We start from the raw sequence: 19,979 nt of genomic DNA, 5'->3' as shown, positions 1-19,979 counted from the left end.
CACGCCGCACGGAGAACGCGGCGTGCCCTGTCCGTGGACCCGTCCCCTGCAGCCCCTACCCCTGCGGCGGGGCGGGCCTGATGACGGCGAACCGCGCGCCGAAGGGATCGGCGAGGTGCGCCATGCGGCCGACGTCCGGCACGTCCATGGCGGGCATGACGACGGAGCCGCCGTTGTCCCGCACCGCGGAGACCAGGGCGTCGGCGTCGTCGACGGCGAAGTACGGGAGCCAGCGCGACCGTTCGTCCCCCTGGACCGGGGCGACCCCGCCGAACGTGGCGTCCTCCTGGTCGCCCTCGCCGGTGGAGAGCACGGTGTACGTCATGCCGGGCACCGGCAGCTCCTGGAAGCGCCAGCCGAGGACGGCCCGGTAGAAGGCGAGCGCGCCCGCGCCGTCGTCCGTGTGCAGTTCGGCCCAACAGAGGGTGCCGCGCTCGGAGGTGGATTCGAGCCCGCGTACGGAGACGGGCTGCCAGACGGCGAAGTCCGCGCCCTGGGGGTCGGTGAGGCACGCCATGCGCCCGGCGTCCATCACATCCATGGGGTCGACCCGTACGGTGCCGCCGTGCCGTGTGACGGAGTGGGCGGTGGCGTCGGCGTCCTGGCTCTTGAAGTACACGGTCCAGGCGGCGTCGGCGCCGTTCTCGGTGAGAGGCCCGAGGGCCGCGACCGTCCTGCCGTCCTGCTGGAAGAAGCCGTAGCCCCCCGCGTCCGGGCCGGCCGGCTGAAAGGTCCAGCCGAAGACGGCGCTGTAGAAGGCGGCCGAGGTGGCGATGTCGGGGCTGGCGACATCGAGCCAGTTGGGGGAGCCGGTCACGAATTCGGTGCTGAGCACGTCGTACACCCTGCCTTTCCTGCATTCCTGCATTCCGTGTCCATTCGGCCAGAGATTACGGCGGAATTGACCGGAAGGATGCCGCCGAAACGCCAGGAGGCCCGGTACGGAGGAACAGGGGGATCAGGAGGGGGATCAGGAGGGGGATCAGGAGGGGGATCAGGGGAGGGATCAGGGGAGGGGTCTCTTGACACCTGAAAGGAAGGTGCCGAAGGCGCCGGTACGGAAAACGAGCACGGGACCTTCGACGCTCTTGCTGTCACGAAGAGGAACGGATCCGGGGATACCGAGGCCTATTTCCACGCAGTTTCCGCCGCTGTTGCTGCTGTAGCTGCTCTTGACCCACGCCGCCGCTGTCACATCGCGGTTCCTCATGGTGGTCATACCCTTCCATCGCGTCACGGAGCAGCGCGGCAGACTCGGAAGCGGACAGGGCATCCGCCCTGAGCACATCATAGGACTGCGCATGACGGGCGGTAACCGCCGGATCGTCGCTGAAGTGCCCGCGGTCGAGCGATTCCGAGTACACCCAGAACTGGCCGTCGGGCATGGTGATGAGCGACATGGACGTACTGGGGCGCACCACGCTCGGGGAGCCGGCCGGGACGACTTGCACACGAATGTTGGGCAACTTCCCCACCCGGAGAAGATGCGCACACTGATTCCGCATGACGGCATTGCTGAAGACGATGTTCCGGATACAGCTTTCGTCCAGTACGGCGATGAGCAGCGGCCCTCCGGTCGAGAGGAACCGGTGCTGCCGGCTGAGGCGCGCGCGGACCATGTCCTCCAATTCGTCGCCCGTGTAGACCTGGGCGAAGAGGGCGCGCGCGTACTCCTCGTTCTGCAGCAGTCCGGGCATCACCTGGTTCTGGTACTCCCGCAGGGCCACCGCCTGGGCGTCCATGGCGGCGCGGCGCTTGAACCAGTCCGGATGCTCCACCTCCGGATACCAGTCGATCCTGTCCCAGAGCTTGCGCAGGATCCCGCCGGTCCGCAGGACCGTGTCGCACGTGTCGGTGAACTTGTCGTCGGGAACGCGCGTCCCCGCCTCCACACGTGCTACGAACGACCGGTCACACGGAACTCTCTCCGCGAGTCCCGCCTGGGTGAGGCCGACGGAGTCCCGTGAATGCTTCAGCACTTCACCGAATACGGCCGCCGTACCGGCCGTCTTCTCCCCGCCTTCCGCATTGCGCCGCCCCATTCGCTCTTCCTTCCTCAGGTGACAGATCCTGTCTGGCACGCACACGACGTTGCGCACCCGCCTGGCGCAGGGCAACGCTGGTCCCACGCAATGTAGTTGTATCGCCCCGAGGACGACAATGCGCAGTGATTCGAACGCAATCCCTATCCCCACACCGGAATTGGGCCCCGTCGTGGCGAAGCCGCTCGCACCTCTCCCGTCCCTTCATGTCCCCGGCACCTCCCCGGGCGCCCCTGCCGCCCCCACGGCCCTCACCGCCCCCACCGCGCGCACCGCCCCTCTCTGACCGTTCGGACCGTTCGGGCCGCTTTACGAATGACCGTTTCTGCGGAAACGGGACGGACTCCGCCGAGGAAAGGGGACCCCTTGCCCAGGGCGACCGTGCTGCTGTCGAAAATGGATTGCTGGTACTGCGAGGCATGCTGGAAAAACAGCGTCGAGGCGGTACGCACCACACCGGACGGCACACGAGATCTTCTCTGCCTCGAATGCGCGCAGGGAAACTATCCGAGACGGGTCGACCTGTTTCCGCCGCTGGGAATCTACGGGCTCATGCCGCGCCGGGTAAGAGTGAAAGTGCCCGCGCGCGACAGCGGACACGGCCACCCGGGCCGCCCACCGCTCTCCCCGCACCCGGGCCCGCACACCCCGCCCCACCCGCACCGCCAGTCCCCGCCGGGCACGCCGCCGGTCTAGGGTCTCTCGGACGTCCCGGCGGGCCGGTACAGCGGCGCGGCGCGCGAGGCGAAGGGCAGCGGGACGGAGGACGACGAGGCGGAGGGGGCGGCGGAGACGGAGGGCTCGATTCCGCTGCCCGGAGGGCCCGATTCCGCTCTCCGGAGGGGCCGTTTCCGCTGCCCCTCCACCACCCCTCCCTGGCCCTTCCCCAGCCCTTCCCCGGCCCTTGCCTCCCGCTCCGTCCCTCTCCGCTCCCTCTCCGCTCCCTCTCCGGTCTCGCTTCGCTCCCCCTTTGACACCGAATGCGACCTTTGCGCTCCTGCGCCATGGCTGCGCCCGGAGCCGCTTGCCCGGTAGGCTTTCCGTGTGATCTTCAAGCGCATCGGTAACGGGAGGCCGTATCCCGACCACGGCCGGGAAAGCACCCGGCAGTGGGCGGATGTCGCGCCGCGCCCGGTCCGCCTCGATCAGCTCGTCACGACGAAGGGTCAGCTCGACCTGGAGACGCTGCTCGCCGAGGACTCCACCTTCTACGGGGACCTGTTCGCGCACGTCGTGAAGTGGCAGGGCGACCTCTACCTGGAGGACGGGCTGCACCGCGCCGTACGCGCCGCGCTCCAGCAGCGTCAGGTGCTGCACGCGCGCGTGCTGGAGCTGGACATGGGCTGACGGGGCCGGGTTCCGCGCCCCGGAGCGGCTCCCACTGAGCCTTTCGGGCTCTTTGACCACCCCCGATCGCCCAAACGGTTGATCATTTAGTGTGAAACACGCACGGCGCGCACTACGCTGCGCCCATGAGCATGCTCACTCCCCCCGGCATGGGCGGAAAGTACCGCATCACGGGGTCCAAGTACCCGCGTATGCGCCGCCCCCGTCACCGCCGCAGGATCGTGCTCGCGGCCGTCGCCGCCGTCGTCGCCCTCGGCCTGGCCGGCTGGGGAACGCTCCAGCTCATCGACGTCTTCTCCGGCGACAGCACGAAGACCACGACCGCCAGCGGACGGAACACACCCGACTGCAAGCCGTCCCCCTCTCCCACGACGCCCGCGAAGGCGCTCCCCAGGCCGGGCCAGATCACGGTCAACGTCTACAACGCGACCTCGCGGGGCGGACTCGCGAAGACCACCGCCGACGAGCTGAGGAAACGCGGCTTCGTCATCGGCAAGGTGGGCAACGCCCCCGAGACGTACGACAAGAAGGTCCCGGGCACCGGGATGCTCCTCGGGGCGACGACCGCCTCGGACAGCGCCCTCACCGTCCTCGGAACCCAGCTCAAGGACGCCACGCCGAAGGCCGACACCCGTACGACGAAGGACGTCGATCTGATCATCGGCTCAGCCTTCAAGACGCTGAACGTCCAGAAGGACGCGGACCAGGCACTGGCCACGCTGAGCGCCCCGGTGACGCCGTCCTGCTGAAGCCGAAGGGTGGTGCCCTCCCCGCGGGGAGGGCACGACCCTTCGCACCAAGCCCTGTCGGACCGAGTCCTGTCGCACCGAGTCCTAGTCGACGGTGCCGTACATCCGGTCGCCCGCGTCGCCCAGCCCGGGAACGATGTAGCCGTTCTCGTTGAGCCGCTCGTCGACCGCCGCCGTCACGACCGTCACCGGCGCGCCCGCCAGCTCGCGCTCCATCACCTCGACGCCCTCGGGCGCCGCGAGCAGCACCACGGCCGTCACGTCGTCGGCGCCGCGCTTGATCAGCTCCCGGATCGCCGCGACGAGCGTGCCACCGGTCGCGAGCATCGGGTCCAGTACGTACACCTGGCGGCCGGAGAGGTCCTCGGGCATCCGGGTCGCGTACGTGGACGCCTGGAGCGTCTGCTCGTTGCGGATCATGCCGAGGAAGCCCACCTCGGCGGTCGGGAGCAGCCGCACCATGCCGTCCAGCATGCCGAGACCGGCCCGGAGGATCGGGACGACCAGCGGACGCGGGTAGGAGAGCTTCACCCCCGTCGTCCCCGTCACCGGGGTCTCGATGTCGACCTGTTCGGTCCGTACGTCCCGGGTGGCCTCGTACGCCAGCAGGGTGACCAGTTCGTCGGCGAGCCGCCGGAAGGTCGGGGAGTCGGTGCGCCGGTCGCGCAGGGTGGTGAGTTTGTGCGCGACCAGCGGGTGGTCGACGACGTGAATCCGCATGGCGTCCACAGTAACCGGGGGCCAAGGCATTACGCGCTGCCAGGAACGTGCGGAATGCCGGGAACGGGTGGGAACCGGCTGGCATCAACCCCCGTGGGCGAGGGAAGGTAGAAGGGCCCAGGACACAGCCTTGAGGTGGTGAGGCGTCGATGAGTCCCGAGTCACCCTCGGGTCCGGAGCCCACGGGTCCGGAGCCCACGGGCGACGGCAACGCCGACGGCGAGAGCGAGCCCGAGGCGGCCCGCCGCCGGCGCCGTGCGCAGTTCCTGCGGGAGCTGAACGAGGCCAAGGCGCTCCGCGAGCGCGTGAAGCCCCGGCAGGCGCGCGCGGCACGGATGCGCCAGCAGATGCGGATGCGTACGTTCCGCTGGTAGCCACGCGGAGCCACGCCCGGGCCGGCCGGGAGCCACGCCCGGCCACGAGACCGGATCCCGGCGGCCTCCTGCCCACCCCCGGGCCCGGAGGAAGCCATCCTGCGACCGGGTCCGAACAGGGGGCCAATAAAATGGCGCCACGACGCAACGGCGGAAGACCTCTCGCGAAGCGCCGGTTTCTGCCACGATTCCGAGTGGGCGGCGCCGAGCAGCGCACCGCCGGACCGTCACACCTCTGACCAGTGGGAGAGTCACGGTGTACTTCGCCGCACTGCTCGCGCGCACCGAAGACGGGTGGGAAGCGAGCGATACAGAGCTCGACGATGTGGAGACCTTGTCGGATCTCACCGACCTGGCCCGCGAAGCCTCGGTGGACGAGGACACGGTGCTCGTCTTCATCGAGCAGGAGGACGCCTGGTTCGGCATCCTCCGCGTGGAGGGCGAGGAAGACCCTCGTATCTACGTCTCCGACGCGGCCGCGGCCGCACGCTCCTCGTACGGGGAGATCCTCATTGATGAACTGCTCGGCAGGGACGACGACGACCCGGCCGACGACCTCGACGCGCTGGACCTCGACGGTACGGAGGACGGCGAACCGGACGACGAGTACGAAGGAACCGATACCGACACCGACACCGAAACCGACCCCCCCGCCACGGCCACCGACACCGTGCCCACGGGCGCCGTCGGCGACCGCGAGATCCTGACCGACCTGGGCCTCTCCGAGGCCGATCTGCTGGCGCTGGAGACCGACGCGATGGCCGAGATCGCGGAGGCGCTGGGCGCGGCCGAAGTACTGGAGACCGTGCGCTAGATGGATGAGTCCGACCCGGCGCCCGACCCGGTACGCGCACCGTGGCTCGCGCCCATGCGCCTCGCGTTGGACGAGGCCGTACGGGCGGGCAGGTCCGGTGACGTACCGGTCGGCGCCGTCGTGCTGTCCCCGGACGGCACGACGCTCGCCACGGCTCACAACGAACGCGAGGCGACGGGCGACCCGACGGCCCACGCGGAGGTCCTGGCGATCCGCAGAGCCGCCGGAAAGCTCGGCGCGTGGCGCCTGACGGACTGCACGCTGGTGGTGACGCTCGAACCCTGCACGATGTGCGCGGGCGCCATCGTCCAGTCCCGGCTGGACCGGGTGGTCTTCGGCGCGCTCGACGAGAAGGCGGGCGCGACCGGCTCCCTCTGGGACGTCGTACGCGACCGCCGTCTGAACCACCGCCCGGAAGTCATCCACGGCGTCCTGGCCGAGGAGTGCGCCACGCTCCTGACCACCTTCTTCCGATCCCGCTGACCCCCGACGGACTATCGATTTCAAAGCACGGCCCACCGTGGGCTAAGCTCTCCCTCGGTAGCGTGTCCGAGCGGCCGAAGGAGCTCGCCTCGAAAGCGAGTGTGGGGAAACTCACCGAGGGTTCAAATCCCTCCGCTACCGCTCTCACACCCTCCTGACCTGCGGAAACGCAGTCAGGGGGGTGTTTTGCGTGAGGCACGTGCCGCACGGCTGTACGGCACCGGAGGCGACAGGAGCACAACCGGCGCCGCCCGGGCGGCACGTTGCGCCTTCCCACGGAGGGATCTACCCCTGCGGTCCCTCCGAGGACATCCCCACAGCCCGGCCACGTAACCGGCGATCCCGTCCGCCATCACGACGAGCGCCCGCAGATCCAGCCGCACCGTCCGCATGGCCCCGTCCCGCCTCACCTCAGCCAGGTCACCAAAACCAACTCCCGTCAGTTCAGTAAGGTGATGGAACGACCTGAATGCTGGCGCTGACAACGCATGAGGGACAACCAGATTGCTCCTTCCGGCCGCCTGTCGACAGAGCCCCGATCAACGTCCCTGGCCGATCCCACTGAAAGAAATCAAGGCCGACCTCAGATAAAAGCCCAGGCCAGCAAGTGTCGGCCCCGCGCCTGCGGGGGTGTTCTCAGGAAACCCGCGACCGCTGGCGCACCCTGGTCGTCGGCCCCGCGCCTGCGGGGGTGTTCCGTCGAGCGGCTGCGCATGGAGGCCGCCGGGGCGGTCGGCCCCGCAGCCCGATCAAGTCCGCCATCACGATGAGCCCACTCAGATGCGGCTGCGCCGCCTACGAAGAACCCGGCTGGACAGAAGTCCTACTCTTGGTGGGATAATGCGGGCATGGCTATCGAGTACGCGCCTCCGGACGAGACCACTGTCAAGAAGTCCGTCACCATCCCCAAGTCGCTTGCCCGCGAGGTCGAAGCCCGCACAGGCGCCCGGGGTTTCTCTCGCTTCGTTTCCGACGCCGTCGAACACGCTCTCGCCCTGACCAAAACGAGGGAGATCGTCGAGGCCTACGAGGACGAACACGGCTCCTTCACTCCCGAGGAGATCGAGGAGGCCCGCCGGACATGGCACGGCGAGTAGCCCCGGCGTTCCCCCGCGCTCTCCTCATCCTCGACGCGCAGCCACTGTCTCTCCTGGCCGACCAGGACCGCGGAATGACCTTGATGCTCAAGGTCGCCGAAGCCGAGGGGTACGCAGCCGCGATCTCCACAGTCAGCATCGCCGAAGTCCGCCGCACCGGACAGGCAGCGAACCACCTACGCTGGCTCCGCTCCCGGCTTACCGTCATCCCCGCGACCGAGATCATCGCCGACCGCGCGGCAGAACTACTGGAGGACACCGGTCTGGACGGTCACGAAAACGTCGTGGACGCGCTCGTGGTCGCCACAGCGGCCTGCTCGGACGGACCGATGAAGGTCGCCTCCACCGACGGTTCCCACATTCCGAAGCTCTGCCACGCGGCATCCATGGGCCGCAGCAGCCCAGTGGAATGGGTCCGAGCCTGACCACTGTCCGGCCTTGCCCGCGCCTTGAAGGGGCACGACATGCCGATCCGGGCTCCTCAGCCCACACCACCCACACTTCAGGGACCATCCCCGCCCTGGCCGACCAGGACCGCGGAATGACCTTGATGCTCAAGGTCGCCGAAGCCGAGGGGTACGCAGCCGCGATCTCCACGGTCAGCATCGCCGAAGGGCGCGGGGATGCTCCCTCGCCGACCCCAACCCGTGACGCCCGCGTGCCGTCGGCCCCGCGCCCGAGGGGGGAATTCGGGGATGAGCCCTGGATGCGTGTTAGCAGCGCTTGCCTTGGCGATCCCCCTGCGCGGGCCGCGAGGAATCTGGATCATGGGAGGGGGTGTTCTTCGCCCGCGTCGAGGAGCTCGGTCACGAGCCGACGGGCGTACGCGGCGTCGAGTCCGGCCGGGCGGAAGAGGATGCGGTACATCATGGGGGCGACCACGCGGTCCATCGCCGTCTCGACGTCGGGAGTGTTCTCCTCGCGGCCGATCGCGCGGGCGAGTATGACGTCGACTTGTTCGGCCGCGTAGGCCGAGCACTGACCGGCGTTGCTGCCGTCCGGGTCGCCGAGCAGAGCGTCACGGATGTAGGCGCGGCCGGAGGGGGACGACATCTCGTCGAGGAACTGTTCGGCCCAGGCCGTCAGGTCGGACAGCAGGTCGCCGTGGCTCTCCGGCGCGGTGTCGGGCCGCAGGCGCTCCACCGCGACGTCCGACAGCAGCTCCTGAAGGTCGCCCCAGCGGCGGTAGATCGTCGAGGGGGTGACTCCGGCGCGCTGGGCGACCAGCGGGACGGTCACCGCGTCACGGCCCCGCTCCGACAGGATTTCGCGGACAGCGGTGTGCACCGAAGCCTGGACCCGTGCACTGCGCCCGCCGGGGCGCACCATCGGCTTACGACTCATGACTCCACCTTAAAGCACGGTTATTGCGTTTAGGAGGAGCATGCCGGCTTGACGGCCGCGCCAGGGCTCCCTCGCCGGTCTCCTCCCTGCGGGCATCCGGTCCTGATCCCGACCGGAGCCGAACGGCATATGGGCCGCGCCGGAACCGTCCGGCCCGCATGCCGCTGTCAGGCGGCCGGCGCGAGCGATCGGGCGGACTGCGTCCGCTCGTAGGCGTGGCCCACCCGCAGCAGCTGCCGCTCGCCGAAGGGCCGCCCGAGCAGCTGCATGCCGATCGGCATGCCCGCCGTGTCGTGGCCCACCGGGACGGACAGAGCGGGCACTCCGGTGATGTTGGCCGGGGAGGACAGACGCACGTAGGCGTCGGAGACGGCCTCGGTTGAGCCGTCGGACCAGGTGACGCTCTCCTGACCGGCCTTCACCGCGGTCATCGGGACCGCCGGGGCGGCGATCACGTCGACCTTCTCCAGAATGCGGGCCCATTCCTCCTGCATGAGCGTCCGGGAGCGTTGGGCACGCAGATAGTCGCCCGCGCCCATCAGCTCACCGGCCTCCAGGAGGATGCGGACGTCCGCCTGGTACAGCTCGGGGACCGTACGCAGCGTGCCCTCGTGGTAGGCGGTGGCCTCCGGCACCATCAGCCCCCACTGGGTGGCCTGGATGTACCGGGTCATCGGGATGTCGATCCCGACGAGATGGGCGCCGAGCGTCTCCAGCTGCGCGATGCCCCGGCGGACGGCGGCCTCCACCTCCGCGTCGACATGGTCGAAGTAGTAATTGCGCGGCACCCCGACGCGCACGCCCGCCAGGTCCGGCTCCCGTTCCGGCCGGTGGTCGACGGTGGGGGTGTCCAGCGAGGCGGGGTCACGCGGGTCGTGCCCGGCGAGGACGGTCAGGACCAGGGCCGCGTCCTCGACGGTGCGGGTGACCGGGCCGACGTGGTCCAGCGACCAGGACAGCGACGTGACGCCGTGGCGCGGCACCAGCCCGTAGGTCGGCTTGAGGCCGACGACCCCGTTCAGCGCGGCGGGAACCCGGATCGACCCGCCGGTGTCGGTGCCGAGGGCGAAGGTCGCCGCCCCGGCCGCCACCGCGACGGCGGACCCGCCGCTGGAGCCTCCCGCGACCCGGCCGCGGTCCCAGGCGTTGCCGGTCTGCGGGGTGGTCAGGCCGTAGGCGAATTCGTGGGTGTGGGTCTTGCCGACCAGGACGGAGCCTGCGGCCCGCAGCCGGGCGGCGACCGTGCTGTCGGCGGCGGCGCGGTGGCCGGCTCGGACCCGGGAACTGGCACTGGTGGGCGAACCGGCGACGTCGATCAGGTCCTTGAGCCCGGCCGGGACGCCGTGCAGCGGCCCCCGGAACACACCGCGGGCCGCTTCCCGCTCGGCCTCCCGCGCCGCGCCGCGGGCCTGCTCCGCGGTGACCGCGACGTACGCCTCGACGTGCGGGTCCACCTGGTCGATGCGGTCGAGGACCGAGTCCACCAGCTCGACGGGGGACAGCCGGCGGGCCCGGATCTGCTGCGCGGCGTCGGCGAGGGTCAATTCATACGGCTGCATCGTGCTTCTCCTTTCCGGCACGGTAGGCGCCGGCGGGCGGGGTGTCCCCGAAGTCCAGCTCACGCAGGACCGCGACGACGGAGTGGATGTGGTTGGCGGTGGCGGCGACCGCGGCGTGGCGGTCATCGGGCAGTGGAAGTCCGGCACGGGCGGCCCAGCGGGCGGCCTCGGGCGGCGCGAGCTCAACGGAGGGCACGGGTTTCTCCTGATCAGGGGGCGTGGAAACGAAGCGCCCCGCACTAAAAGCCAACAGTTTGCGTTAACCCGAGCGTAGGCTCTACGGTTCCTTAAAGCAAATGCATTGCATTTACGGAAGGAGCCCCCTATGCCCGGCGTCATGTCCGACGCCCCCGCGGTGGCGGACGCACCCGCACATCTCGCCCATCGGGCCGCCCGCGCACATACGAAGCGCCGCACGGCTTCTTTCGCCCTCGATGTGTCGATAGTCGCGGCCCTCCTGGCCGCGTCCAGCGCTCCGACCCCGCTCTACCCTCTCTACCAGGACCAGTGGGGCCTCTCCGCGCTTGCCGTCACCGTGGTCTTCAGCGCGTACGCTCTGGCCCTGTTGCTGGCTCTGCTCACCGCCGGAGCGCTCTCCGACCACCTGGGGCGACGCCCCGTCCTGGCAGGCGCCCTGCTCATGGCGGCCGCCTCCATGGTCCTCCTGGCCTCAGCGGACGGCGCGGGCTCCCTGACCATCGCCCGGGTCCTGCAAGGAGCGGCCACCGGCGCGGCCACCAGCGCCGCGGGCGCGGCGCTCCTCGACCTGGAAAACCCCCGGCGTCCGGGCCGATCCGCCCTGGCCAACAGCGTCGCCCCGGCCGCCGGCATGGCCACCGGCGTGCTCGTCTCCACCCTGCTCGTCCGTTTCGCCCCCGCCCCCACCGTCACCGTCTACGTACTGCTGGCGGCGTTGTTCCTCGCCCAGGCGATCGCGGCCACCTTCACCACGGAGACGGCCCACCGCCGCGCGGGAGCGCTGCGGTCGCTGCGCCCGCGGGTCGGCGTCCCGCCCCCGGTCCGCCGCACCCTGCTGGCCACGGGCGCCGCTGTCGGCACCGTCTGGGCGCTGGGCGGCTTCTACTCCTCCCTCGGCCCGGCCCTCGTACGCCTGGTGGCCCCCGACGCCCCGCAAGCAGCCCGCGGCATGGTCTTCTTCACCCTCAGCGCCACCGCCGCGCTCACCGTATGGGCGCTGCGGCGCAGGCCGCCCCGCGCCACGGCGATCGGCGGCTGCCTGTCCGTCCTGCCCGCCGCGGCCCTGACCCTGAGCGGTCTGCACGGCGCCGGGCTGCCCGCCGTCTACGGCGGCGCGGTGCTGGCCGGCATCGCCTTCGGCGCTGTTTCCCAGGGGGCGCTGCGTATGCTCCTCGCCTCGCTCGACGAGCGGGACCGCGCCGCGACACTGGCCGCCTACTACATCCTCAGCTACCTCTCCATGAGCCTGCCCGCCGTCGCCGCGGGCGCCGCCACCCAGCACTACGGACTGGGGACCACCTCACACGCCTACGCCATCACCGCCGCTCTCCTCACTCTGGCGGCCCTGGCGGCACTCACCGCGTCCCGACGCGGGGCGGCCCGCCCCGAAGCCGACCGCTCCCACTGAAGAGAACAACCGACCGCTTCCGCTGAAGAGAACGAAGGGAACAACACACCATGCACACCTCCCCCACCGCCACCCCCATCCCCTCCTGGACCGTGGGCGGCGTCACCGTCCACCGCATCGACGAAGTCGCCCTGCCGCCCGCGACCGGACCCTGGCTGCTGCCCGACGCCACCCCTGAGGTGGTAACCGCCCAGGACTGGCTGCACCCCCACTTCGCCGGCCAGGACGGGATTCTGCACATCGACAGCCACAGCTTCGCGTTCGTCGTGAACGGGCTGCGCGTTCTCGTCGACACCGGCATCGGCAACGGCAAGGAGCGGGCCAACCCGGCCTGGCACAACCTGCGGACCGACTTCCTGGAGCGCCTCACCGCCGCCGGATTCCCCCCGGACTCCGTCGACCTGGTGATCCTCACCCACCTGCACGCCGATCACGTCGGCTGGAACACACAGCAGGTGAACGGCGAATGGGTCCCCACCTTCCCCCACGCCCGCTACCTCACCTCCCGCACCGAGCGGGAGTTCTGGGCCACGTACGACATGGAGGAGGCACGCGAACAGATGTTCAGCGACTCCGTGATCCCGGTCGAACAGGCGGGTCTGCTGAGCACGGTCGACGTCCCGCACAAGGGGGCCGAAATCGCCCCCGGCCTGCGCTTGATCCCGACACCCGGCCACACCCCCGGCCACGTCGCCGTGGAACTGACCAGCCAGGGTGAGACGGCGCTGATCACCGGCGACTGCGTCCACCACCCCGTCCAGCTCGCCCACCCCGCCATCGGCGCCTGCGTCGACATCGACCCGCGGCAGTCCGAGGCCACCCGCCGCAAGCTGCTCGGCTCCCTCGCCGGCACGGACACCCTCCTCCTCGGCACCCACTTCGCACCGCCCACCGCCGGCCGCGTGGTCGCCCACGGGGACGCCTACCGTCTGGAGCCCGTCCCCGCTTCCTGATGCCGTTGCCACGCCGTCCCGGTCACCGCAGGTGTGGCCAAGGCCGCGACGAGGAAGAGGCCCCTGCCCGCTTCCAGGGCGAGATCCGGTGGGGAGACGAGACTCCTCACCGCAGTCCGGCCAAGGACGGGCCCTGCTCATCCACCGGACCAACAACGAACTGGGCTGCACATTCGAGACCCACGATCACGCATGGCACCCCAAGGACCACGAAGGGCTGACACTGATCCACCGCCCCAATAGTGGTCCCCGCACCTGCGGGGATGTTCCCCCGGATGGGACGCCGGGGCGCGCGAGCCGAACGTCGGCCCCGCGCCCGCGGGGACACGACTCCTCCGGTCCACCTGCCGCGCAAGCCCTCCCGGCAAAGCGATGCTGCCGTGATCTCGCGCATCAGGAGCCGCGCCACACGGCAGCATCATTACGCCCTGTGACGATCCGCCTGGATTGATCCGCGCCCCTGAGAGACGCTGTGAAACGGCGTCCACCGGCGCCCACACGGCCGCGGGCGCACCGGTCCTTCGTGAGGACGGGCTCCTGGCCCGAGTACCGCCTCGGTACCGTCTGCTCAGCGGATCGGCGCACCGGGGCCCAGCGGCAACCCCAGGGCGTACCAGACCGCGAACAGCGCGATCCAGGCGGCCATCATCGCCATCGCGGCCGGGAGCGTGAACGACACCAGAGTGCCGATGCCCGCCTTCTTCTGGTACGTCTGGAGGTAGCCGACGGTGAGGACGAACGTCGCGCTCATCGGGGTGATGGAGTTCGTACAGGAATCCGCGATCCGGTAGATGGCCATCACCGTCGCGGGGTTGGCCCCGATGAGCATGGTCATGGGTATGAGCACGGGAGCAAGGAGCGCCCATAGTGCGGTCCCACTGGTGATCAGCAAGTTCATCAGGGCGATGCCGGCGATGAGCAGCATGAGCACCACGAAGATCGGCGCGTCCAGCCCCTGCAGGACCTCCGCTCCCCGGACCGCGACGACGGTGCTGATGGCGGTCCACTCGAACAGAGCCAGGAACTGGGAGACCGCGAAGAACAGTACGAGGAGCGGCGCGATGGACTTGAGGCCGTCTGCCATGAAGTTCGGTATGTCGCGCGAACTCGTGAGCCGGCCGGTCCGGTGGGCGTAGGTGGCCCCGATGACCAGGAAGAACGCGCTCAGCACCACCGCGATGCTGTTGAACAGCGTGGAGTCGAGGATGGCACCGTTCTCACCGCGGAGCGGGGAACCGGCCGGGATCATTCCTACCGCCAGCAGTCCCAGGAAGACCGCGGCGACGATGCCGGTGGCGCGCAGCGCACGCAGCTCGACCTCCGCGGGAACGGTGTCGGCCCGGGTTCCCGTGGCCGGGCCCGTGGCGCCGTCGTCCGGGACGAGTTCGTGCTCGCGCTTGGACAGGACCTTCTCGGTGACCACCGTGAGTACGATCGCGAGGAGAACCGCGGAGGCGGTGGTGAAGTACGTGTTGTCGGTGGCCCGGACGACCGTGTCCGGGTCGACGATCTGCGCGGCCTCGGTGGCGATCCTGGCGAAGATGACGTCGCCGGGAGCGATGAACGGGTTCGCGTCACCGGCGGCGTTGATCGACAGGAAGCCCACGATCATGCCCAGCATGGGAGATCGACCGACCGCCTTGAAGACCAGGGCCGCCAGGGGTATGAGAATGACGTACGCACTGTAGGAGAGGAACTTCGACAGCGCCCCGGCGAGGCAGACCGCGAACACCGCGTAGCTGGGGCTCACCCGGCCCAGGGCATGCCGGGCCAAGGACTCGAGCATGCCGGAGCGGTCGGCGACCGCGAGGCCGAGCATGATGATGATCATGGTGCCCAGCGGGCCGAAGGTCAGGAACGACTCCTCGACCCCCAGGAGCAGCTCGCGTATCGCGACGACCGACAGGGCGTTCTTGACCGGAGACGGGTCGCCGGTCGCCGGATCCTCGACCGAGACACCGGCCGCGGCCATGATCGAGCTGGTGACGGCGACGACACCGAAGAGGATGGAGAACAGCCAGAACGGGTGAGGCAGTCTGTTGCCGACTCGTTCGACCCTGTCGAGGAGACGGGTGAGGCTTCCCGAGGGGTGCGCCGGACCGGATCGCTGTGGTTCGGGCTGCGGTGGTTCGGATCGCTGTGGCTCGGGCTGCGCCGGACCGGATCGCTGTGGTTCGGGCTGCGGTGGCTCGGACTGTGCTGGATCAGATGTGGGGATCACGCTTCTGACTCCTTTGCCGGAGGGTCAAGTTCATATGTCGATGCGAAGGGCACCTTGACCCTGGTCAAGGAGGATTTCGGTACCGTACGCCCGCGACAGCGCGCGGAGACGTTCGAGGATTCGCACCGCTGCGGAGGCGTTCGCCGACTGAGGCGTTCCTCGGTCGGAGTGGTGCGGTGTGTCGTAGGTGAGCGTGAGGGGGAGCAGGGCGATGTCGAGGTGCCCGGAGCGGGTGAAGGTGAGGGTGACCGCGACACTCTCGAACCAGACCTGACCGGCGAAGGGCCCCTTGGTCCGTTTCTGTTCGAGCATCTCGCCGGAGGTGTGGCGGGTCGGGTCGAGGCCCGTGCGCCGCCACGCCTCGCGGGTCAACGGAAACTGCCGGTTCTGCATGAAGACGAAGTTGCCGAGCGAGTAGAAGATCGGACGGCCGCGGTACACCTCGATGCCCCGCAACTGGTGCGGACCGTGGCCGAGGACGACGTCCGCCCCCTCGTCGACGGCCGCGTACGCGAGTTCCCGCATGAAGGGGGGCGGCTCGGCGCTGTAGTTGCCGGGTTCGTGGGTGTGGAGGGCGACCACGGCGATGTCGGCGCTCTGTTTGGCCTGCCGCACGCTGGTACGCAGGGCGGCGATGTCCTCCTCCTCGACCCGCCAGTACGGTCCGACCCGGCCGCCGGTGGTGTCGGAGGAGATGAACGCGGTTCCCTGGAGCGTCACGGAGCCGTCCCGTGCGTCCGCGCCGCGTGCCGTGTGGTGCAGGGACTCGGGTGGGAGACTGTCGCGGATCGAGGCCATGACCGCGAGTTCGGCGGGGTGGACGGCGAACCACTTCTTGGTGCGCAGGCCGTTGATGCCGGGGCGCGCGGGCACGATGCCGAACGGGTCACTGGCCAACGACATGGGCTGGTAGCGGGTCGCCGCCGACACGAGCGCGACCCGCCCCTGGCGGGTGGAGAGGTAGCGCGGCGCCCGTGCGGCGGTCAGCGATTCGCCCGCGCCCGCGTGGACGAGTCCGGCTTCCTCAAGGACAGCGCTGGTGGAGCGCAGGCCGGCCACCCCCCAGTCGGTGGCGTGATTGTTGGCCCTCGACACCATGTCCAGGCCCATGGCCCGGACATCAGCTCCGCTACGGACCGAGGTGACCAGCCATGATCCCCCCGGCTCGGCCTCCGGCCAGCCGCGGAAACGGTCGAAGTCGATCGCGGTCGTCTCGAAGTTCCCGATGGTGACGTCCGCGCCGCGCAGGACGTCGAGGAGACCGGGCGCGGTCACCTCCAGGCGGGGGGTCAGGACGTCGTCATCGAGGACGAGGTCGCCGACCGCGGCGAGTGTGATTCCCGTACGGATGCTCATGCCGAGTCCTCCGGGAGAAGGTGCAGGGTGATCGTGGAGCGTCCGTCGACGAACACCCGGTTCGTTGCGACCACCCGGCGACGGTCGGTGGTCTCGGCCTCGCCGGTGCCGGAGTTGACATCGAAGCGGGGGAAGTTGCTGGAACTGACGTCGATCCGGATCCGGTGACCGCGGGCGAAGAGGTTGGCGGTGTCGGGGGCCTCGACCGTGATGTCGTAGACCCGCCCCGGTTCGAGCGGTGACGGCTTCTCGTACGAGTCGCGGTACCGACAGCGCAGGATGCCGTCGGTCAGGTTCATGGCGAACCCTGCCGGGTAGTCGTCGCTCGGCGGGTGGACATCGATCAGCTTCACCGTGAAGTCGGTGTCGGCCGCGCTGGAGGAGACCGCGAGCCGGGCGACGACGGGGCCGGCCACGACGACGTCCCGCTCCAGCACAGCGGTCTGGAAGGTGAGCACGTCGGGACGGGCGTCGAGCGGCAACCGCGACCCCACCAGGGAGAACGTCCGGTCGTCGGGGCGCTGGTCGAAGGCGCCGCCCACCATCACCGGTTCGCCGGACGTCACCTGCCCGCCGATCGTCGGCACCGGATCGCGGGGGTCGTGGTCGTACTCCAGGTACCCGGTGAGCGCCCCGGGTTCCGGCGTGAGTTCCCCGCCGGCGGTGAGGGAGAACTCCGTGGCCTGTGCGTCGTGCGGCGGCCAGGCCGAGCTGACCTCCCAGCGACCGCCGTGGTCGATCCGGCCGTCCGCGGTGCGCTCGCCCGACCCGCCACCCATCCTGAAGTAGCGAACAGCCGGGTCCGTCGGCGGCGTCGAGGAGAGCTGCGCGTCGAACCAGTTCGCCCGGAACTCGACGTAGTCGGCCGCCAGGTTGCCGTCCAGGGTCGCCTCAGGACCGAAATCGACGTCCCCGGCGTAGGAGACGCTGCGCCGGCCGTGCGTCCACGGACCGAGAACCAGATACGCCGGGCTCGTCTTGCGGACCCCCAGCTCGTGGAAGTTCTCGACGGCGGTCCGGATGTAGGGGTCGTACCAGCTGGAGATGTGCAGGCTCGGCACGTCGGGGAAATGGTCGAAATAGCCCCGCCCGTAAATGCCGAGCTGCTGCCAGTACGGCCCGAACCGACCGTGCTCCCACTGCTCGAACAGATAGTCCTCGTACTCCGGGGCGTGCCGCAGGGGTGAGTGCCCGCGCCGCCACGGAAGCTGCCTGAACCACTCCTCGATCGACTCCCTCCCGAGCGCGTCGCTCCGCACCGGATCGGCCAGTGTCGCCGAGCTGGTCCTCGCCCTGGCGAAGGCCCAGGTCGCCTGCTTGAGTTCGAAGGCTCCGCCCAGCCGGACACCGGTCTCGTAGGCGCTGGCGAAGCCACCGGAGTCGAGGAACATCGCCGACAGGGACGGTGCCCCCAGCGAGGCGAGCGCGGCCTGTACGTGTGCCGCGTAGGAGACGCCCATCGTGGCCACCCGACCGTCGCACCAGGGCTGAGCCGCGATCCATTCGACGGTGTCGTAGCCGTCCTCGGCTTCGTTGAGGTACTTGACGAACTCACCGCCGGAGTCACCACGGCCACGGCAGTCCTGCCGGACCACGTGGTAGCCGCGTTCGACGAAGCGCCGGCACACCGCCTCCGGCGGAGGCGGGTTCCAGGACGCGAAGGCCCCGTCCGAGCCGCGCGCCTTCCGGCGCCCGTAGGGCGTGCGCTCCAGCAGTACGGGCCGCGGGGCCGGGTCCGGGTCGGCCGCGTAGACGTCCGTGACCAGCTCGGTTCCATCGCGCATCGGTAGGCGGATCACCCGGCGCCATCCGGATCCCGGCTCCGGGACGGCCTGCCAGGTGCTGTCTGTCCCCGGACTGTCGACCACGTTCATTCCCTCGCAACGTTGTGCCACTGATGAGCGGGGACTCTAGGTCGCGGGCGGAACCGTGAGCCCGATCGTTACCGCGAGGGCGGTAACTGTTCGTCTACAGTCACCGGATGCCAGTACTCCTCGATCTCAGGGGCGCGAAGAGTTCGGACGTGACCATCGGAACCTCTCCGATCTCCGAGCTTCAGGCCTGCTTGCACTCACTGGCCGAGCCCGACCACCACCTGGACTCCCGGTCATGGCTGACAAGGGTCAGCGAATCCCTTCCACGGGAATTTCGTCATGGACTGACGCGATTCGCGCCGCTCTGGGCCCGCCGCCGCTGCCGCCTCATGCTCCCGCTGAGCCCTCCGCTCGACGCGGAAATCGAGACGGAGATCGATCGCCTGTCGCGACTCGACGAGACCACGTTCGTCGAGGCCGCCGCCTACGCGATTCATGGCGGAGCCTTCGACCCGAGCGGAGCGCTCACCCAACCGGCCGACTTCGTCACGGCATGCGAAGCACGCTCGTTCTCCCGAGGCGAGTTGGCGAAGAGATTGATCGACGATCCGGAGGCGTTCCGGAAAACCCTGGTACGGATACTGGAGGACTCCGTGGAGGAGTTCTTCGCGGAGGAATGGGAACGCATTCGCGACCGCCTGCGCGACGAGGCCGAGCAGAAACGTTCCAGGCTACGAAAGCTGCCCCTCGCGGAGCTGATCTCCTCGGTGAGCCCGGCCGCACAGGTGGTTCAGGGCGGCAGAGGCGTACGCTTCGACAAGTTCCAGGACCTCAATGTCCCACTCCGCGGGAACCATGTCTTCCTCGTGCCGACCATTCACGGCCGCCCCCACCTCATCATTCGAGGCGAACCAGGATTCCCGGTCGTGCTGCATTACCCGGTGGCATGGCAGCGCCAACCGCCCTCCATCGACGAGGTACGCCAGCGGTTGCTGACCCTTTCCGACCCCGCACGCCTGATCCTGTGCCGCCATATGGTCAATGAAGCGATCACGACATCGGATCTCGCTCGTCGCGCGAACATGACGCGACCGCAGGTTTCACGGCATCTCGCGAAACTCCGCTCGGCCGGACTCCTGACGTCGGAGAGAAGTGGCAGGAACGTCTACCACCGAATCGATGTGAACCACCTCATGCACATCGGCGTAGAACTTCTCCGGGTCATAGTTCGCTGAATCGAGCAAGCCCGCGAGGGTGCTGTCCGGGTCGTGGACGCCGAACGCCAACTGGCAGCCGCCTGGACGGCTGTCGGTGTCGAAGCGGATGGCCTGCGTCCACTCCGGCGAGGCGGCCCACTGCTCCCCGGTCCTCCCGCCGCACTGGCCCGCATCGCCGTCGGCGTTGAACTGGATGCCGAGCTGCGGAGCGGCGCTGAGCGGGGCCGTTTCCGTCGCGTACGCCGCCGTACCGGACAGGCCGGCGACCATGAACGCGCCTGCG

At 69.6% G+C, this 19,979-nt stretch carries 20 protein-coding genes and 1 tRNA gene; 11 read left to right on the top strand and 10 right to left on the bottom strand.

Annotated elements, in window-relative coordinates:
• Window positions 1-55: 55 nt before the first annotated feature.
• The 3 genes from ACIBJC_RS26415 to ACIBJC_RS26405 all read right to left on the bottom strand — a co-directional run bounded on the left by ACIBJC_RS26415 (window position 56) and on the right by ACIBJC_RS26405 (window position 2,042).
• On the bottom strand, window positions 56-835 hold the full coding sequence (locus tag ACIBJC_RS26415) for a VOC family protein (protein ID WP_399296501.1): 780 nt from the start codon (window positions 833-835) through the stop codon (window positions 56-58).
• 171 nt (window positions 836-1,006) lie between these two features.
• The gene (locus tag ACIBJC_RS26410) at window positions 1,007-1,138 is read right to left on the bottom strand and encodes a DUF397 domain-containing protein (RefSeq protein WP_399296499.1); all 132 of its coding nucleotides are present in this window, start codon (window positions 1,136-1,138) and stop codon (window positions 1,007-1,009) included.
• The gene (locus ACIBJC_RS26405) at window positions 1,095-2,042 is read right to left on the bottom strand and encodes a Scr1 family TA system antitoxin-like transcriptional regulator (protein ID WP_399296497.1); all 948 of its coding nucleotides are present in this window, start codon (window positions 2,040-2,042) and stop codon (window positions 1,095-1,097) included. The genes ACIBJC_RS26410 and ACIBJC_RS26405 overlap by 44 nt, the downstream gene beginning before the upstream one ends.
• A gap of 1,044 nt (window positions 2,043-3,086) precedes the next feature.
• Here ACIBJC_RS26405 and ACIBJC_RS26400 point away from each other — a divergent pair.
• Both ACIBJC_RS26400 and ACIBJC_RS26395 read left to right on the top strand, forming a co-directional pair.
• Complete coding sequence (locus ACIBJC_RS26400; RefSeq protein WP_329827479.1) at window positions 3,087-3,389, top strand: type II toxin-antitoxin system VapB family antitoxin; 303 nt, start codon at window positions 3,087-3,089, stop codon at window positions 3,387-3,389.
• Between the two features lie 125 nt (window positions 3,390-3,514).
• Window positions 3,515-4,138, top strand: a complete 624-nt coding sequence (locus ACIBJC_RS26395; protein WP_399296494.1) for a LytR C-terminal domain-containing protein — start codon at window positions 3,515-3,517, stop codon at window positions 4,136-4,138.
• 84 nt (window positions 4,139-4,222) lie between these two features.
• Here the strand turns inward: ACIBJC_RS26395 and upp are convergent, their stop codons facing one another.
• Window positions 4,223-4,858 (bottom strand): uracil phosphoribosyltransferase, encoded by a 636-nt coding sequence (gene upp / locus ACIBJC_RS26390; RefSeq protein WP_399296492.1) that lies wholly within the window; start codon window positions 4,856-4,858, stop codon window positions 4,223-4,225.
• Window positions 4,859-5,007: 149 nt separating this feature from the next.
• Here upp and ACIBJC_RS26385 point away from each other — a divergent pair, with 149 nt between their 5' ends.
• The 6 genes from ACIBJC_RS26385 (at window position 5,008) to ACIBJC_RS26360 (ending at window position 8,051) form a co-directional block, all read left to right on the top strand.
• Window positions 5,008-5,232 carry a hypothetical protein gene (locus ACIBJC_RS26385; RefSeq protein ID WP_399296491.1) on the top strand — a complete coding sequence of 75 codons (225 nt, stop codon included), beginning with the start codon at window positions 5,008-5,010 and terminating at the stop codon, window positions 5,230-5,232.
• 256 nt (window positions 5,233-5,488) lie between these two features.
• Window positions 5,489-6,046: a hypothetical protein gene (locus ACIBJC_RS26380; RefSeq protein ID WP_399296489.1), complete on the top strand. Its 558-nt coding sequence runs from the start codon at window positions 5,489-5,491 to the stop codon at window positions 6,044-6,046.
• Window positions 6,047-6,529 carry a tRNA adenosine(34) deaminase TadA gene (gene tadA / locus ACIBJC_RS26375; protein WP_399296487.1) on the top strand — a complete coding sequence of 161 codons (483 nt, stop codon included), beginning with the start codon at window positions 6,047-6,049 and terminating at the stop codon, window positions 6,527-6,529.
• A gap of 56 nt (window positions 6,530-6,585) precedes the next feature.
• A tRNA-Ser gene (locus ACIBJC_RS26370) sits at window positions 6,586-6,670 on the top strand.
• Between the two features lie 707 nt (window positions 6,671-7,377).
• Entirely contained in the window at window positions 7,378-7,626 is a 249-nt protein-coding gene (locus ACIBJC_RS26365; RefSeq protein WP_399296485.1) for a hypothetical protein, read from the top strand.
• A gap of 74 nt (window positions 7,627-7,700) precedes the next feature.
• A complete protein-coding gene (locus tag ACIBJC_RS26360; protein ID WP_399296483.1) occupies window positions 7,701-8,051 on the top strand; it encodes a type II toxin-antitoxin system VapC family toxin in 351 nt (116 codons plus the stop codon).
• Window positions 8,052-8,391: 340 nt separating this feature from the next.
• On the opposite strand, the gene ACIBJC_RS26355 is transcribed toward ACIBJC_RS26360, so the two are convergent.
• The 3 genes from ACIBJC_RS26355 to ACIBJC_RS26345 all read right to left on the bottom strand — a co-directional run bounded on the left by ACIBJC_RS26355 (window position 8,392) and on the right by ACIBJC_RS26345 (window position 10,725).
• The gene (locus tag ACIBJC_RS26355) at window positions 8,392-8,970 is read right to left on the bottom strand and encodes a TetR/AcrR family transcriptional regulator (protein ID WP_399296481.1); all 579 of its coding nucleotides are present in this window, start codon (window positions 8,968-8,970) and stop codon (window positions 8,392-8,394) included.
• A 167-nt stretch (window positions 8,971-9,137) separates the two neighbouring features.
• Window positions 9,138-10,529 carry an amidase gene (locus ACIBJC_RS26350; RefSeq protein WP_399296479.1) on the bottom strand — a complete coding sequence of 464 codons (1,392 nt, stop codon included), beginning with the start codon at window positions 10,527-10,529 and terminating at the stop codon, window positions 9,138-9,140.
• Window positions 10,516-10,725 carry a hypothetical protein gene (locus ACIBJC_RS26345; protein WP_399296477.1) on the bottom strand — a complete coding sequence of 70 codons (210 nt, stop codon included), beginning with the start codon at window positions 10,723-10,725 and terminating at the stop codon, window positions 10,516-10,518. The genes ACIBJC_RS26350 and ACIBJC_RS26345 overlap by 14 nt, the downstream gene beginning before the upstream one ends.
• Window positions 10,726-10,854: 129 nt before the next feature.
• Here ACIBJC_RS26345 and ACIBJC_RS26340 point away from each other — a divergent pair, with 129 nt between their 5' ends.
• Together ACIBJC_RS26340 and ACIBJC_RS26335 are read left to right on the top strand one after the other, a co-directional pair.
• The gene (locus tag ACIBJC_RS26340) at window positions 10,855-12,135 is read left to right on the top strand and encodes an MFS transporter (protein WP_399296475.1); all 1,281 of its coding nucleotides are present in this window, start codon (window positions 10,855-10,857) and stop codon (window positions 12,133-12,135) included.
• Between the two features lie 50 nt (window positions 12,136-12,185).
• A complete protein-coding gene (locus ACIBJC_RS26335) occupies window positions 12,186-13,088 on the top strand; it encodes an MBL fold metallo-hydrolase (RefSeq protein ID WP_399296473.1) in 903 nt (300 codons plus the stop codon).
• A gap of 568 nt (window positions 13,089-13,656) precedes the next feature.
• Here the strand turns inward: ACIBJC_RS26335 and ACIBJC_RS26330 are convergent.
• From ACIBJC_RS26330 to ACIBJC_RS26320, 3 genes are read right to left on the bottom strand one after another with little or no spacing between them, the layout of a single operon-like run.
• A complete protein-coding gene (locus ACIBJC_RS26330; protein ID WP_399296471.1) occupies window positions 13,657-15,309 on the bottom strand; it encodes an AbgT family transporter in 1,653 nt (550 codons plus the stop codon).
• Between the two features lie 30 nt (window positions 15,310-15,339).
• The gene (locus ACIBJC_RS26325) at window positions 15,340-16,665 is read right to left on the bottom strand and encodes a CapA family protein (RefSeq protein WP_399296469.1); all 1,326 of its coding nucleotides are present in this window, start codon (window positions 16,663-16,665) and stop codon (window positions 15,340-15,342) included.
• On the bottom strand, window positions 16,662-18,449 hold the full coding sequence (locus ACIBJC_RS26320; RefSeq protein WP_399296467.1) for a CocE/NonD family hydrolase: 1,788 nt from the start codon (window positions 18,447-18,449) through the stop codon (window positions 16,662-16,664). Before ACIBJC_RS26320 ends, ACIBJC_RS26325 begins: the two co-directional genes overlap by 4 nt.
• Before the next feature lie 197 nt (window positions 18,450-18,646).
• On the opposite strand from ACIBJC_RS26320, the gene ACIBJC_RS26315 reads away from it, so the two are divergent.
• Window positions 18,647-19,714, top strand: a complete 1,068-nt coding sequence (locus ACIBJC_RS26315) for a DUF5937 family protein (protein WP_399296465.1) — start codon at window positions 18,647-18,649, stop codon at window positions 19,712-19,714.
• Window positions 19,715-19,979: the final 265 nt, after the last annotated feature.

It is taken from the genome of Streptomyces sp. NPDC050509 (genome assembly GCF_044457965.1).
GTDB lineage: Bacteria > Actinomycetota > Actinomycetes > Streptomycetales > Streptomycetaceae > Streptomyces.
The sequence above is the reverse complement of the archived record's forward strand: the minus strand, read 5'-3'. Positions and strand labels throughout refer to the sequence as shown.

Coding starts and splice junctions, on each gene's coding strand:
- ACIBJC_RS26405 (WP_399296497.1), bottom strand. CDS start 2,042: ATGGGGCGGCGCAATGCGGAAGGCGGGGAGAAGACGGCCGGTACGGCG.
- ACIBJC_RS26395 (WP_399296494.1), top strand. CDS start 3,515: ATGAGCATGCTCACTCCCCCCGGCATGGGCGGAAAGTACCGCATCACG.
- upp (WP_399296492.1), bottom strand. CDS start 4,858: ATGCGGATTCACGTCGTCGACCACCCGCTGGTCGCGCACAAACTCACC.
- ACIBJC_RS26385 (WP_399296491.1), top strand. CDS start 5,008: ATGAGTCCCGAGTCACCCTCGGGTCCGGAGCCCACGGGTCCGGAGCCC.
- tadA (WP_399296487.1), top strand. CDS start 6,047: ATGGATGAGTCCGACCCGGCGCCCGACCCGGTACGCGCACCGTGGCTC.
- ACIBJC_RS26365 (WP_399296485.1), top strand. CDS start 7,378: ATGGCTATCGAGTACGCGCCTCCGGACGAGACCACTGTCAAGAAGTCC.
- ACIBJC_RS26360 (WP_399296483.1), top strand. CDS start 7,701: ATGACCTTGATGCTCAAGGTCGCCGAAGCCGAGGGGTACGCAGCCGCG.
- ACIBJC_RS26355 (WP_399296481.1), bottom strand. CDS start 8,970: ATGAGTCGTAAGCCGATGGTGCGCCCCGGCGGGCGCAGTGCACGGGTC.
- ACIBJC_RS26350 (WP_399296479.1), bottom strand. CDS start 10,529: ATGCAGCCGTATGAATTGACCCTCGCCGACGCCGCGCAGCAGATCCGG.
- ACIBJC_RS26340 (WP_399296475.1), top strand. CDS start 10,855: ATGCCCGGCGTCATGTCCGACGCCCCCGCGGTGGCGGACGCACCCGCA.
- ACIBJC_RS26335 (WP_399296473.1), top strand. CDS start 12,186: ATGCACACCTCCCCCACCGCCACCCCCATCCCCTCCTGGACCGTGGGC.
- ACIBJC_RS26325 (WP_399296469.1), bottom strand. CDS start 16,665: ATGAGCATCCGTACGGGAATCACACTCGCCGCGGTCGGCGACCTCGTC.
- ACIBJC_RS26320 (WP_399296467.1), bottom strand. CDS start 18,449: ATGCGCGATGGAACCGAGCTGGTCACGGACGTCTACGCGGCCGACCCG.
- ACIBJC_RS26315 (WP_399296465.1), top strand. CDS start 18,647: ATGCCAGTACTCCTCGATCTCAGGGGCGCGAAGAGTTCGGACGTGACC.